This window comes from Cyclobacterium sp. 1_MG-2023, assembly GCF_030546805.1.
In the GTDB taxonomy this organism is placed as follows: domain Bacteria; phylum Bacteroidota; class Bacteroidia; order Cytophagales; family Cyclobacteriaceae; genus Cyclobacterium.
Genome location: NZ_JAUOPC010000008.1, coordinates 146226 through 159175, shown reverse-complemented (window position 1 = coordinate 159175; position 12950 = coordinate 146226). Strand labels below are relative to the sequence as shown.

Genomic DNA, 12950 nt, shown 5'->3' with positions numbered 1-12950 from the left:
GTTGAACCATTAGTCCTTTTGTAGAGATTGAATAAATGATTTTGGGGTTAATCCTGTATTCTTCTTGAAGTACTTAGTAAAGTTGGTAGGGTCTTCAAAACCCAATTTGTAAGCCAGTTCAGAACTGTTTGTTGTTGAATTGATTAGGTTTCGTTTTGCTTGTAATATGATAAAGTCGTCAATTACGTTTTTGGCGGTCTTGTTTATCAATTCCTTGCAAACGGTGTTGAGGTGTTTGTAGCTTACTGCCAATTCTTTAGCGTAAAAATTGGCACTTCTACTTTGGGTTAGGTTTTTCTCTAGAAGGGAAACAAAATTCTGGTATAGAACAAGTTTGGCGGAATCAGAAATGTGGAAAGTTAAATTTTGTTTTAAGTATTCTGCTTTTGAAATTAAGATTGTTAAAAGTGAATTGATAATGGTTTTGTGATTAAATGAATGAGGGTTTCCATATTCTTTAAGCAGTAAATTAAAATAGGTCAAAAAATCAGAGTTTTTAGCAATTTGAAGAATAGGCGAAAACAATTCCGGGTTAAAAAGTCTAAATACAAAGTCATTTGTCAAATTAGAGAAGCTATTTACGAAATACTCTTCTGTGAATATTATGCAATATCCTTTTAATTTTTCCGAAAACTCAAAAGCACTGATTTGGTCTTTTGTCAGGTAGACCAAACTGTTTTCTTGCACGGGAAACCATTTAAAATCGATAAAATGTCTCCCTGAACCTTGGGTGAAAAAAATTAGATTATAGAATTTTAGCTGATGGGGTAATTCAGGATCGTGTGTATGTCTATTCTTATTATTAGCGATATGTTCAATGGAAACAATTTCAAAACCATAGCTGTCAGTAGATACGGGATTAAAAGTTATATGAGGAATGTCTTTTTTCATCTTTTCTACAACCATCAGTATAGGTATACAGCCGAGGTAATTGGTACCGAAGATACCAAATTATTCCAACGGGTGAAAACCCTAGGTCGATTTCTACGGGTACCTTTTGGGTTTAAAGGGAAGTCGAAAGTGTTGAAAGCTGTACCATTTTTACACTTTGGGAACCGTCGTAAATTGGAGTTCTAATCCGCTAGACTTCTTGGAAAAGGGTAAACCGATAGTAACCCAACCTAAGTTCTTTGGTTTAGGTTGGGCAACTTCATGGGTGTTGGTTTTTACTGTTCTCTTATTTGCTCATTGGTTTTTCTACTGCCTTTGAACAACAAGTATAAAGTAAAAGATACTTCCCCAATTGCTGCAGAAAAGCCAACAATGGTGGCCAAGACAAGTTGGTTGCCAGGAAATATAAAATTTCCAAAGGTTTCTATCAAATAGCCTCCGGCTGCTATAACCATTAAAATGCCAAACACTTTCGGGAACAATGGAGAACGATAGAGCAATATTCCCAGCAACAAACAATGAATACCAAAGAAAGCTCCTGCCAATAGATATCCCGCATTGTGTGCATTCATAAATAACATTGCCCATACCTCTTGTTGTTCTGTGCCCAATGCGGACATGGGACCACTCGCATCGGCAGCATATAAGGCCATATAATGGTTCAAGAGATTTAAGCTTGCTATGGCCGGATGTGCTAAAAGACGGAAAACTGAAGCAATAGCAGCCAAGGTAGGATTGACCGGCTTCAATAACTGATACAGTAATATCGAAATAACAGCATCTATCATAAAAGCCAATAAATCGCTTACCAAGCCAAGGCGGAAAAGCCCTTCAGTTGAATTTATATTCGTCAAGGTTGCCAGAGGGTCATCCGGAATAAAAATCATTCCACGAACATAACCTTGGCTAAATCCTGCCAAAATGATCACCAGCAAATAGAATATACCGGTTAGCCTTGCTTTTCTGTTTAAGTTGTAGTTCATTTTTTTCTTATTTATGTGGATAGAAATAATTCATCTATTGGTTTGCGCACCTTTTTTCTTCTTTGTGTCTCGTCTCTACTTGATCTATACCCCACCGGTGCGATCACCGAAGTATTGAGCCCCATTTCGCCGAGGCCGAGGAGTCGGTTATAGGCTTGTTTATCAAACCCCTCCATTGGGCAGGCATGTATCAGCCGGTCAGCACATGCTATTATCAGGTTGTTTAGCGCCAGATAAGTTTGTTTTTCTGCCCAGCTTTTTCGATCTCCGGCGGACATCTGCGCAAGGCTTGATTTAATGGATTGGCCATATTTTTTCAGCCCTTGAATATCTCCGGTCTTCTGAATATCAATGACCTGTTGAATGTATTTGTCCACCTGTTGGTCGTGGTTTTCAGTGTAGTTGCAGAAAACAAAGAGATGAGACGAGTCCGCGATTTGAGCTTGATTCCATGAGGCTTTACGCAGTTCCTTTCGGATTTCCTGATTTTCCACAATCAATACTTTATACATTTGCAAGCCATAGGAAGAGACCGAAAGCCTGATCGCTTCTTTCAGGAAGTTTAAATCTTCAGTTGACACCTTCAAGGAAGAATCAAATACTTTGGTGGCGTATCGCCAATTGAGTTTATCTAGTAAATTCATTTTTTCTTTTTTATAAATGTTTTGATGACAAAGTCTTGTCGAAAGTCGGTTTTGAGATAGAGCCCTTTTCCCATATCAGAAGCCTGAAGAGTGGCATATGTGGCTCCTTTCTTTTTGGCTATTTTCATTATTTGGATAAGTAATTCTTCCGCAAAACCTTTTCTTCGTTGTGAAGGAATGATGCCCATTGAGTGTATACCAGCGATCCCTTGCTGATCAATAAAGAGTACTGCAGTACCTACCGGATTTCCGTTATTTTTGCCAATGTAGTACCCAATAGATCCCATGGTTTGGCTCACTGTTACGGCACTTATCTTATACCCAAAGGCTTGCTCAAATAGTTGCGACCAAATTTCAGCCAAGGGTTTATTGCTTACTTTCTGAATAAGGACTCGCTCTTTAGGGGCTGGCGCATGGCTCAAATCCATAGACATGGCTATTTGTTTGTGTTTTTCCTCAAATCCACAAGATTTAAGGATCAACTCTTGCCTATGAAGCGCATCACCCCAAACAGGAAGAGATAGTTTGTCCAGCTTCCATTTGAGCTGTATATCCAGAATTGACTGCCTTTCCATTGGATGGGTAAACCAAAGTTTGTTTGGCCATTCACCATTTCCTGAAATGCTCATGCCGTAACCGGGTTCTTCAATGTATAGTCCCGTTAGCTGACCTCCTATCTTCCAGAGGGTGGTCAGGTTGTCTGTATTTGCCTTAATTAAGTTCATTTTGGGATTTGATTAGAATGACACCAGTAATCATCACTATAAGACCGGCGATTTTCTTTATTGTAATCGGTTCCAGAGGCATATTAAACCAGCCAAAATGTCCGGCAATGGCTGCGAAAATAAGCTGTCCGGCCAGGCCAAAGGTCACGGCTGTGGAGATACCTATTTTTGGAATGATATAGTAGAAAAGCGTAACAGCAAAAAAGCTCAATACCCCTCCGGTGACCCACATATACAAGGGAATCTCCCTGACCTGATGCATGCTTGGAAACTGTCGAACAGAGATTAACACGGTGATAAGGGTAAGGCTTGCACCCATGGTCAATGCTGTGGAGGTGGCCAGCAATGAATTGTTTAGCAGAATGCCTAGGCGGGCATTGATCCCACCTTGGATCACCACCATAATTCCAACCAGAAAGGAAAGCAGAAACAATGTTAGGTTATTCATCTTCGGCTTATTTGGAGTGGAAAGGAATAGCCATAGGTCGCATTGGTGAAGCACTTGCACCCTTCAGCTTTAGGGAGGCTGCGATAAAGGCAAATTGGTACACTTTATCCCTGGCCAGCTCTTCCAGAAACATTTGCTCGATAAACATCACCCCTTTTTCTGCCAATAAGTAGGTGTGTACCGGCACCCAATTGTCTTCTCTCTCTGGAGGAAAGGCTTCAAAGCTGAGATTGTCTGCACCAAGCAGCATAATGTCTTGGTCTTCGATAAGCCATTTAACTGCCTCTAGGCTAATTCCCGGATAGTTGTCGAGGTAGTAATCGGCATCCTGATAGAATTCAGCCTGACCTGTTCGAATAAGGACAACATCCCCAGGCGCTAGACTTAGGTCTTGCTTATCTAGTGCATCTTGAAGATCATTGGCGGTAATCCTATAGTTTTTTGGAAGTGTTCCTTTTGATAATTTAACATCTATCAATACCCCACGGGCAATAATAGGAGGGATGGTTTCGGCTCCGGTCTTTTTCCAGCCTTTGTCTCCCAAGTGCTCTTCAGGGGTAAAACCATTCCATATCTTCCCATTCAGACCAAAATGGTTGAGCGCATCGATGTGTGTCCCCATATGGGTATACATAGATATGGCATCTCCGGTATAGCTCACCTTGTGGTTCATCGATTCGCCCAATCCATTGGGATTGTCTACCATAGTGCCTTGTGGGGTATGGGTCAGCCAGTATTGATAAGGGGGATCTCCCAGTGCATGGAAACTTGGCATGCCCACGAAATACTCAACGCTTAAATCATAGGTCTTACCGGAATTGATCTGAGACAATACCTCAAGACGTGAGGAATTTGACATAAGGTTCAGTGAACCTATTTCGTCATCGGGTCCCCAGGGGCTTTTGCCCACGGTTTCATTTTGTTGGCCCGGTACGCTTAAGGGGCCTGCCAGCAGCATGGCTACTATTAAATTTGTCCTTTTCATGATTTGAATAATTTGTTTGAGCAAATTTCTAAACCATGCAGTCCAAATTAATTAAGGTATCTTAAGAAAGCCTTTTGGTGAAGTTTTTCCGAAGGGCACTGAGGTGTTCCGGGGTTATCCCCAAAAAGGAGGCAATCATATATTGAGGAATTTGCTGCTCCATATCCCTATACCTACTTATAAAGTCAATATAACGTTCATCAGCAGTTTGGCTCATGGAGTTAATGGTTCGTTCTTGAAGAGCTACATATCCATTTTGCGTTTTAATTCTGAAAAACCGATCCATCATATGGATCCGGTCATAAAGTTTATTGAGTTGGTCTCTGTGAACCTGCAAAACCGTGCAATCGGTAATGGCTTGAATAAAAAATGTGGCCGGTTTTTGAGTGAGAAAGGCATATAGGTCATTTACCCACCATCCTTTAATCCCGAATTGAAGAATATGCTCCTTGCCGGTATCATCAATACGGTATAGCTTCAGGCAACCTTCGGCTACAAATCGCATATGATGAGACGATTGCCCTTTTTGGAGTAAAAACTGTTTTTTCTTTAGGTGGATGGGTTTGAATGCATCATTGATAAGCAAAATTTCCTCTTCCTTAAGAGGGACAATTTCTTCAATATTATGAATTAAAGTGGTATGCATTTTAACTTCGGTTAATCCTCACTATTTGTGAACAATACAGTAGCTCCACAAGCTGTTTTTAGCGAGATTAGCTTTGATTATTCCTTTTTCCTTTATCGGTAGATTTGTTTCTTTTTATTTGAATAAAGGGGCTTTTAATTAGGTAAAGAAAGGACTGTTTTTCTTCGGTATCAAATTCTAGCAATCCGTATTTCATTTTTTCTAAAGGCATCATTTTGAAAGTGCCAAATAAGCGGTCCCAAATAATCAATATGTCCGCATAGTTTGAATCCGTATAGAACTGCTCTTGTTGATGATGCACTCGGTGATGGTCCGGCATTACAAATAATAAGCCTAAAGTCGAATTCAGCCATTTCGGATAATTTAGATTGGCATGTTCAAAAAAGAAGAATAAGTAAAGGAGGAAATAATACAAAGCCATAGAAAAGACATCTGTTCCAAAAAGAGCAGCTGTGATTATATTTCCCGTTCCAAATACTAGAATCAGCTCTATTGGGTGAAAGCGAAAAACCGTTGAAGCATCCATTGTAGTATCGCTATGATGAACCCTATGAAATCTCCAGAGAAGAGGGATTTTATGCGTTCCTCTATGGATCCAATAGGCAGTGAGGTCATATAGGGCCACCGAAATACAGAGCTTAACCCAAACAGGTAATGTTATCAGGTATAAAAGACCAATATTGTTTTCATTTAACCAATCAATGGAAAAAACTTGAAATGTGACAAAAAAGATATTCAAAATCACAAGAATTATTTGGAACAGTACATTCTGAAATAGATGATAAACCCTTTTATTGAAAGTAAAAGGGGTAAGCATAATTTGCTCCAAGGAAAAGAAAAGGGCAATTAATCCAATCACTATATAATTGGGATCGATTCCCAATAATTGGTTGAGTAAATCCATGGGCTATAATATTCTGAGAATGGCCTTACAAGTTTTTTTTTTTCTTGTAGCTAAGAGGCTGTGTATCTGTTTTGTCACTCGGGCTTTGGCAAATACATAAAGAAGCTAATTAGCCGTGGCCTTTGATACCGAAGATACCAAATTATTCCAAAGGGTAAAACACTGTGCCAATTTTCATGTGTCGCCTTTAAGCCGGTGAGCGACGAGATAGCGGCGAGGATCTGTCTTAATAATTTGTTTTATTTACAAAAAAGCAGGCCCCAAACCAAGGATTGAATTTGCTCAGGAAAATGACCAATAAAACATTGTGCCAACAATTCCCTTTCTTGCTCCAGTTAAATGGGCAGGTCGTTACGAAATATTGATGCTTACATTCCTCTCCCTACGACCTACATTTCTTTTCCTACCCCTTACAATTGCATTCCTTCAACTTACATCTCTGTTCCTACTGCTTACAATTGCACTCCTTCAACCTACATTAGGATTCCTACTGCTTACATTTCAGTTCCTACCATCGACAATTGCATTCCTACAGCCCACATTAGGATTCCTACGGCTTACAATTGCATTTATTTGCATTACATCTCTTCTCCTTCAGCTTTCAATAGGATTTTTCCGGATTATTTTTGGCTGAGAATTGGTGTGGGTGGGTCAAAGGTTTGTTCAAGCACTTATGACCCAAATATTTCCTGTTTGGTACATAACTACCCCTTCAAGTAAAAGTGTGTTGGTCAGATTATTTTTTAAGTTTTTGGAATAATTATGCTTTGCAAATAACGTTGTATAGTGTGTTTTTACAGGACTTTTCCTTTCGTATTTCGATAACGATATCGCTAATAAATTTTATGTTTTTAATTAATTTATATGCTTTATGGGGTAAATTGAATTACCATAATAAGGCTTGATTTATGAGGCTGTGAAAAGTAAATACTTACTTTTCTCTCCATAACACAATTCGAAATAAATAAAAATGGCCTGTTGGAACAGCATCCGTGGTATAATGTGGCCCCTTAAATTGCTTTTTTCCCAGACTGGTCTAAGTTTAGCGAAGCGCAACTTAGACCTAAAATGCCGAAAGTTTTCAACTTTCATAGAAGAGATGCTGATATAATCAAGAGCAAGAACAGCCAAAACTCCGCAGATGACATTGGCACCTACGACTTCGACAGGCTCAGCCACCGGTGCCTCATAATCAAAATCTTCTTGGTTACTAAAAAAAGGTGGGTCTGATAAAAGAAAACAAATCAATAGGAATGGGCTTCAGCCCATTTTCAAAGAAAGTGCGGTATATCCCGGCTTTAGCCAAAATTAAAAGAGCGGAAGGCCTGGAAAGAATTTGACTTCAATAATAAAAAGGTCTCAATTCAAAGGGGAGAAGGGATAGCCCGGAATACCTGGCACAGTTTAAACCGAAATGGGTGGCATTAGTCAAACCGTTATATCCAAAAGATAAGCCGAAGAAGTCTAAAACCTGTGTTTTACTACCTGCACAACCGTATGATCAGGTGGATTCTGAACAAGTACAAAAGCTTCAAAGGAAGCAAGGTCAAAGCGGTAAAATGGCTTAGACGAGTTACGAATTCATATCCAAACCTTTTCTATCATTGGGGACTGGGATACAAATTAGTCTAACTTAATGGACCAATCACCGACTGCATAATAAGAGCCGTATGAATTGAGAGGTTCACGTATCCCTGTCGACCGGGATGAGAGGTTTAGGGGTGGGATTCCCCTTTACCTACTCGACTGTGTGTTGTGCTTTATTCTTTAATAATTTTGTAAAGATATGCCAACAACCAAATAGTTATTCCTGTCTTTACTTTAAAACTTCTCACTTGATTTTCTGTAATTCCAATATCTGGTTGATGAATATTACAGAGTACGGAATAGCAATCACAAACATATTGAATTTCATTTTTTGTGAAATTTTCTAAAATCCCAAAGTCAACCTTTGACGTAAAATACTCAATTTTTTGTTCTCTTTTTATTTTAACAAATTCGAGTTTCTTCCTTCCCAAATTATATTTTTTGAATTCATTTTCAAACATTTTGGCATCCTTTAACTTTTCAATTGGAGCAAGTTTTTCATCAATTAAATACTCTAATATAGTTCGAAGTGATATTAAACAGTGCCTTAATTTATCAGGGTTTGACTTGGATTCCAAGACTTTATTTGCACCTATCCATAAGTTGTCAATTCCCAATTCTTCTAAATATGGAAGAAGGTTTTTATTTAACAATTCCTCTTTTTCTTTAATATCTTCATCCGCCAAATCGGAAGTTAAAGAGGCTTTGAATTCTTCTGCAGATTTTAAATTTAAAATTTCGAGGTCGCTTATATATGCAAATTGTAATTCCGGACTATTTTCAGCTTTTTCTCCAGTTTCCGAGATCCATTTAAGTGTTTCAAGTAATTCTGAATTTATAAAATCCAGTTTAGGCAAATTAAACTCAGGGATATTTAACTTAAATATTTCCATATTCGGAATATCAAGTTTTGGTATTTCAATTGTCGGAATACTTGATATAATCCGCTTATGACTCTCAATCATAGAAAGTACGCTGTCTGAGATATAATTCATTCTGTCAGCCAATTTTGATAATTCACTTAGTTTTGAATTTAGGCATACAATTTTATCTGTGTTTTTCATTTAAGCACAAGGTTTTTCAGCATTACACAAAACGGTTAAAATAAACACTGGTGATAGCTTGGGTTTATTTAGTGTTAGCACCAGTTTTAATTTCATTAATATTTAAAGAAATGATTTTATGTCCACTATAGAATTGGTCATTTAACGTTTTGGCTACAATCTCTTTAGATAAACTATCTCTGTTCTTTCTTGCAAATGACAATTTTGTTTTTTCTAATGAACTTATAAGTTCATTCCGAGCTCGTTCTTTTAGATAACTTACAGCCTTTGCTTGATCTCCAAATTTTTCAGCAGTTTGGATTATTAATGTGTCAATTAGTTCAATTTGAATCGAGTAATAGATAGTGCCCTTTTCTCCGTTAACAAAATCAACAACTGGGGGGCTATCTGAATTACCACTTTCAATCTTAGACGACTGTTTTGTGTTTTGTAATTCCGTCTTAGAAGAACTATAATTAGCCAAAAAATAAATAATTGCGGCTGATATTAAAGAGATGACTACTCCAATTACTATTTTTTTAAGAGTAGAGTCTTCTTTGGTCTTTTTCAAGCTTTTGTTTGATTGTTTAACAGAATTTTTATCTCCGTTGACAATAGAAACATTTTCAGCATTTACCCTAATACTTGCATTGTCTGTAGTTACTTTTTTCTGAGATTCTCTCCATTGAGCGTATCCTCCAAGTTTAACAGCTTCAAATCCTTCACGCGTTAATTTCCATGAATGCTGTGATTGTCGTTCTATAAGGCCATAAGCAGCTAATTCAGTCTTTGCATTAAATGTAATTTCTGAATCATCTTTTGAAAGGGATAGCCATCCTTTTTTGTGGATTTCAAACAACATCCAATCAATTTTTCCTTCCAATTCGTTCATTTCATATTGGTGATAACATCCGAATAAAGTGCACTGTGCACTTTGTCCGCCTTCCAAAGATAACTTTTTCTAACTAAGAATTTATATTTAGAAGTGCATATATGCGTTTAGGCCGTATAAAATACCAGGGTTTGGCTATAAGGTCTACTGAAAGAATTGTCGGGCTAAAGTATGGATGGGCTGGATAAACAATTATCGTTTGGCCAATATAAAATCCAAACTTATTAAGCTTGATAAGTGGTTGAGGAATCGTCTGAGATACTGTATTTGGTCCCGGTCGACCGGGATGGTGTGAGAGGTGCATCATGAGCTTTTGGCTCACGGCCGTCTACTCGACTGTGCTGGCGTGCTTTATATAATATTATTGATATCCTTTTTGTTGATATGGATAAAAGTCAAATAAACTATATCGTCAATAACCTGATAAAAAATAGTCGTTTGTTTACTCAATACAGCTTTTCTCAATCCATTTTTAATTGTCGAGGCAGGAAACATGAGCGGATTTTGGACTATTAAATCTAGTTGATGGCTCAATTTACTTTTAAAATTATCGACTTCTTTATCAGTCCATTTAACTTTGATATCATCAAGAATATCCTCAAGATTTTTAACAGATTCATCTGACCATCGTAACTTATAGTCCATATTTACTTTTTACTTCATCGTGAGACATCGTCCGACCATTTTTAATATCATTTAGTCCTCTCTCAATCCCCTGTTTTTGTATGTCAGATAAATCATCCCACCAGTCATTTTCATTAGATTTGGAGTCTTTCACAATTTTTAAATATTCAATTGTCTCATTGTCATCCAGCTTTGTAAGCCATTCTATAAGTTCTAATTTAATCGCTTCGTGTCCCATGATTTATTTTTTATCAAAGTTACAAAAATTATCAATATTGTCGGTCTTCTAGCATGCAGCACAACGGTCTGGCTATGCGCAGTATCCCCAAGGGTATTGCGTATAGGTTTTGTGTGTACCTTGAATGGTGAATATAGGTCAAAAAGTTGACCGTTCCAACGGGTGAAAACCTGTGCTGAAGCATGTCAGTAGCCTGTGCCGTATCTCTTCGGTATCCCTTAAGCGCGGGAGTCGTTACCCGAAGCCAAGCAAGTGGCAATGCCTGCCCTGTTTTTTTACAGGGGTGGTCTTGGAATAGATTCGGTTTCTATGTGCGAAAAATTCAGCCGACCTGTGCCGTCCAAACGGTAGGTCATAGAAGCTACTGGAAACAAGCTCTGAAATACAGAGAAGCCTTACAAGGTAGTGAAGGATTGAACATCAGGTGAAGTGAAAATTCGATAAGGAGCGATCGTGTAACCTTATCTTAAAAGTAGCGGAAAGGGGTAGCCGGTGAAAAGAGCGATTGTCCTATGCTTGATGAACCGCCGTATACGAGACTCCCGTCGACCGGGATGGTGTGAGAGACTCAACCTGAGCTATTTGGCTCAGGTCGGGCTACTCGATTAGTTACTATTTCTTCAACAATACCCTCACACTTACTTAAATTTTTAAACAAGGTTGGAATCATTGCGTTATCATAGTCTCGATCGATAATGGTTTTAATCTTATCGAAATATGAATCAACAAAACCATCCATCTTAGTTTTCAGCTCAGGACTATCAAAGTTAAATATGGAATTACCATACTTGCTTTTATTTAAATCCTTGAAAATTAGTTGTGCTATAATTCGATTACCGTGAATAACAATGCTTTGATCTCTTCCTTTATCCATGGAATCTATTTTATCTTTTATGGAAGCATCAATAATTTCTTGTGTTTTTACACAATTTCTAACAAAACGACCGGTAATTGTAGGGTTAAATAAACTTTTGTATGGAGCCTTTTCAAGGTCGTCCCAAAGCTTTCCAATTTCACGTTTGAGTTGAACGACTATGGCAGTATTATTAGAGGCACAAGCGAGTGAAGTAGTTGCTTGGATTAGGCCGAATGACTCTTTGTCATCATTAGTGTACTGTCCTCGACTGAAATGATAATCTACATCGTCCATAAGTAATTCATCTCGTAATCTGGTCTGTTCAGGATCGAATGTTACAAAATCACGAGCTTCAACTTTATTTTGGGTATTGTTCGCCTTTGTTATCTTTTGCCCAAATCCTTCAACAGTTTCAGACAGCGATATGATTCTCACTGGAACAAAAACACTGGCTAAAGCCGATGGATCTTGTTCGCCAAATCTACCTATTGTACTTACAGTTTGCGCACCATTGACTACACTTAAATTTGTACATGCGAATTGACCAACCTCTGTTGTAGCGCCTCCAACCATGTTTTTCTCAACAGTGTCACAAATCATTGTAATACCATTATTTAAGAACCAAAACTCACTTGGGTTCTCTTTGAGAGTTTCTGCGATTTCAAGGTTTACATTGGAATCGCCTAAGACCCCTCTAATGTTTTTTGCGAATAGTCTGTCTCGGTAAGTGTCCCACCAACCATAAATTTCTACGCCATTGACCTGGCCATAGAACGCGTTCACCGGGTCCTGTATTTTTCCAAAGGAATTTAGTTGAACGGTTAAATCAATCGGTTCGTTTTCAGCACTGGAAGAAACTATCGATGAGTGAATTCTAGCTTGGTTAAAAACTGATAAATAGACAATTTCAGATGCATCATTAAATTCACCTAGTAAATCTTCGAAATCTCTTTTCGATGGCTCGGCCAAATCATTAATTCCAGTATAAGTTAAAATAATCTGATATCTCGTTTTGTGATCACAGATTGCAGCTTCAATAATTTGTTGTTTGGTTCTTATTTTTCTGTTGAATCGTTCAAATTTGAAATCAAACAGATCCTTTATTCCAGCAATAAATTTCTTCACATCTCCATTACTCGGTTCTCCTGTCCCATTGTGGATCCATTTTGATTGGGCTATATAAAGAGTTTTACTATTTGGATCATAAAAAATACCATCAACGCCATTATCATCTCCGCCATCAACAATTGATTGTGCAGCTTGAGGAGCGGAAGCATTGGAGTGATGCATAATTGCATAAGCACATTGTGCACGTGTTAGAAAGAAATTATCTCTTTGATCCCCCGAACTAGGAGCATCAGAAAGGTCAATGATTCCTTCAAAGACCTCAGTCAACTTTGTTTTGATATGATTTACGTGTATCCTACTCATTTCAGGTTATTGTAACTAACATCCGAATAAAGTGCACTATGCACTTTATCCAC

General features: G+C 38.0%; 16 protein-coding genes. 3 read left to right on the top strand and 13 right to left on the bottom strand.

Annotated elements, in window-relative coordinates:
• Window positions 1-9 precede the first annotated feature (9 nt).
• From Q4534_RS14225 to Q4534_RS14190, 8 genes are all read right to left on the bottom strand, one after another.
• Window positions 10-906: a helix-turn-helix transcriptional regulator gene (locus Q4534_RS14225; protein WP_303613818.1), complete on the bottom strand. Its 897-nt coding sequence runs from the start codon at window positions 904-906 to the stop codon at window positions 10-12.
• Window positions 907-1166: 260 nt separating this feature from the next.
• A complete protein-coding gene (locus Q4534_RS14220) occupies window positions 1167-1874 on the bottom strand; it encodes a DUF4386 domain-containing protein (RefSeq protein WP_303613817.1) in 708 nt (235 codons plus the stop codon).
• Window positions 1875-1885: 11 nt separating this feature from the next.
• A complete protein-coding gene (locus Q4534_RS14215; RefSeq protein ID WP_303613816.1) occupies window positions 1886-2518 on the bottom strand; it encodes an NAD(P)H-dependent oxidoreductase in 633 nt (210 codons plus the stop codon).
• Complete coding sequence (locus Q4534_RS14210) at window positions 2515-3243, bottom strand: GNAT family N-acetyltransferase (RefSeq protein ID WP_303613815.1); 729 nt, start codon at window positions 3241-3243, stop codon at window positions 2515-2517. The genes Q4534_RS14215 and Q4534_RS14210 overlap by 4 nt, the downstream gene beginning before the upstream one ends.
• Window positions 3230-3691 (bottom strand): DMT family transporter, encoded by a 462-nt coding sequence (locus Q4534_RS14205; protein ID WP_303613814.1) that lies wholly within the window; start codon window positions 3689-3691, stop codon window positions 3230-3232. The genes Q4534_RS14210 and Q4534_RS14205 overlap by 14 nt, the downstream gene beginning before the upstream one ends.
• A gap of 7 nt (window positions 3692-3698) precedes the next feature.
• Window positions 3699-4676 (bottom strand): cyclase family protein, encoded by a 978-nt coding sequence (locus tag Q4534_RS14200; protein WP_303613813.1) that lies wholly within the window; start codon window positions 4674-4676, stop codon window positions 3699-3701.
• Between the two features lie 61 nt (window positions 4677-4737).
• On the bottom strand, window positions 4738-5322 hold the full coding sequence (locus tag Q4534_RS14195) for a Crp/Fnr family transcriptional regulator (protein WP_303613812.1): 585 nt from the start codon (window positions 5320-5322) through the stop codon (window positions 4738-4740).
• 67 nt (window positions 5323-5389) lie between these two features.
• Complete coding sequence (locus Q4534_RS14190) at window positions 5390-6226, bottom strand: sterol desaturase family protein (protein ID WP_303613811.1); 837 nt, start codon at window positions 6224-6226, stop codon at window positions 5390-5392.
• Between the two features lie 339 nt (window positions 6227-6565).
• Between Q4534_RS14190 and Q4534_RS14185 the strand changes: the two genes are divergently transcribed.
• The gene (locus Q4534_RS14185) at window positions 6566-6946 is read left to right on the top strand and encodes a hypothetical protein (RefSeq protein ID WP_303613810.1); all 381 of its coding nucleotides are present in this window, start codon (window positions 6566-6568) and stop codon (window positions 6944-6946) included.
• Between the two features lie 1040 nt (window positions 6947-7986).
• Here the strand turns inward: Q4534_RS14185 and Q4534_RS14180 are convergent.
• Window positions 7987-8877, bottom strand: coding sequence for a hypothetical protein (locus Q4534_RS14180; RefSeq protein ID WP_303613809.1), 891 nt, complete (start codon window positions 8875-8877; stop codon window positions 7987-7989).
• Window positions 8878-8941: 64 nt separating this feature from the next.
• On the bottom strand, window positions 8942-9748 hold the full coding sequence (locus tag Q4534_RS14175) for a hypothetical protein (RefSeq protein WP_303613808.1): 807 nt from the start codon (window positions 9746-9748) through the stop codon (window positions 8942-8944).
• 175 nt (window positions 9749-9923) lie between these two features.
• Here Q4534_RS14175 and Q4534_RS14170 point away from each other — a divergent pair, with 175 nt between their 5' ends.
• Window positions 9924-10043: a group II intron maturase-specific domain-containing protein gene (locus tag Q4534_RS14170; protein WP_303613807.1), complete on the top strand. Its 120-nt coding sequence runs from the start codon at window positions 9924-9926 to the stop codon at window positions 10041-10043.
• Between the two features lie 56 nt (window positions 10044-10099).
• On the opposite strand, the gene Q4534_RS14165 is transcribed toward Q4534_RS14170, so the two are convergent.
• Entirely contained in the window at window positions 10100-10393 is a 294-nt protein-coding gene (locus Q4534_RS14165; protein WP_303613806.1) for a type II toxin-antitoxin system RelE/ParE family toxin, read from the bottom strand.
• Window positions 10383-10610: a hypothetical protein gene (locus Q4534_RS14160; protein WP_303613805.1), complete on the bottom strand. Its 228-nt coding sequence runs from the start codon at window positions 10608-10610 to the stop codon at window positions 10383-10385. Before Q4534_RS14160 ends, Q4534_RS14165 begins: the two co-directional genes overlap by 11 nt.
• A 182-nt stretch (window positions 10611-10792) precedes the next feature.
• On the opposite strand from Q4534_RS14160, the gene Q4534_RS14155 reads away from it, so the two are divergent.
• Entirely contained in the window at window positions 10793-11038 is a 246-nt protein-coding gene (locus tag Q4534_RS14155; protein WP_303613804.1) for a hypothetical protein, read from the top strand.
• Between the two features lie 140 nt (window positions 11039-11178).
• Here the strand turns inward: Q4534_RS14155 and Q4534_RS14150 are convergent, their stop codons facing one another.
• Window positions 11179-12897, bottom strand: coding sequence for an AIPR family protein (locus Q4534_RS14150; RefSeq protein WP_303613803.1), 1719 nt, complete (start codon window positions 12895-12897; stop codon window positions 11179-11181).
• Window positions 12898-12950: the final 53 nt, after the last annotated feature.

Excerpts from the sequence above, each read along its gene's own strand:
- Q4534_RS14225 (WP_303613818.1), bottom strand. The coding sequence starts at position 906 with ATGGTTGTAGAAAAGATGAAAAAAGACATTCCTCATATAACTTTTAAT.
- Q4534_RS14220 (WP_303613817.1), bottom strand. The coding sequence starts at position 1,874 with ATGAACTACAACTTAAACAGAAAAGCAAGGCTAACCGGTATATTCTAT.
- Q4534_RS14215 (WP_303613816.1), bottom strand. The coding sequence starts at position 2,518 with ATGAATTTACTAGATAAACTCAATTGGCGATACGCCACCAAAGTATTT.
- Q4534_RS14210 (WP_303613815.1), bottom strand. The coding sequence starts at position 3,243 with ATGAACTTAATTAAGGCAAATACAGACAACCTGACCACCCTCTGGAAG.
- Q4534_RS14205 (WP_303613814.1), bottom strand. The coding sequence starts at position 3,691 with ATGAATAACCTAACATTGTTTCTGCTTTCCTTTCTGGTTGGAATTATG.
- Q4534_RS14200 (WP_303613813.1), bottom strand. The coding sequence starts at position 4,676 with ATGAAAAGGACAAATTTAATAGTAGCCATGCTGCTGGCAGGCCCCTTA.
- Q4534_RS14195 (WP_303613812.1), bottom strand. The coding sequence starts at position 5,322 with ATGCATACCACTTTAATTCATAATATTGAAGAAATTGTCCCTCTTAAG.
- Q4534_RS14190 (WP_303613811.1), bottom strand. The coding sequence starts at position 6,226 with ATGGATTTACTCAACCAATTATTGGGAATCGATCCCAATTATATAGTG.
- Q4534_RS14185 (WP_303613810.1), top strand. The coding sequence starts at position 6,566 with ATGGGCAGGTCGTTACGAAATATTGATGCTTACATTCCTCTCCCTACG.
- Q4534_RS14180 (WP_303613809.1), bottom strand. The coding sequence starts at position 8,877 with ATGAAAAACACAGATAAAATTGTATGCCTAAATTCAAAACTAAGTGAA.
- Q4534_RS14175 (WP_303613808.1), bottom strand. The coding sequence starts at position 9,748 with ATGAACGAATTGGAAGGAAAAATTGATTGGATGTTGTTTGAAATCCAC.
- Q4534_RS14170 (WP_303613807.1), top strand. The coding sequence starts at position 9,924 with ATGGGCTGGATAAACAATTATCGTTTGGCCAATATAAAATCCAAACTT.
- Q4534_RS14165 (WP_303613806.1), bottom strand. The coding sequence starts at position 10,393 with ATGGACTATAAGTTACGATGGTCAGATGAATCTGTTAAAAATCTTGAG.
- Q4534_RS14160 (WP_303613805.1), bottom strand. The coding sequence starts at position 10,610 with ATGGGACACGAAGCGATTAAATTAGAACTTATAGAATGGCTTACAAAG.
- Q4534_RS14155 (WP_303613804.1), top strand. The coding sequence starts at position 10,793 with ATGTCAGTAGCCTGTGCCGTATCTCTTCGGTATCCCTTAAGCGCGGGA.
- Q4534_RS14150 (WP_303613803.1), bottom strand. The coding sequence starts at position 12,897 with ATGAGTAGGATACACGTAAATCATATCAAAACAAAGTTGACTGAGGTC.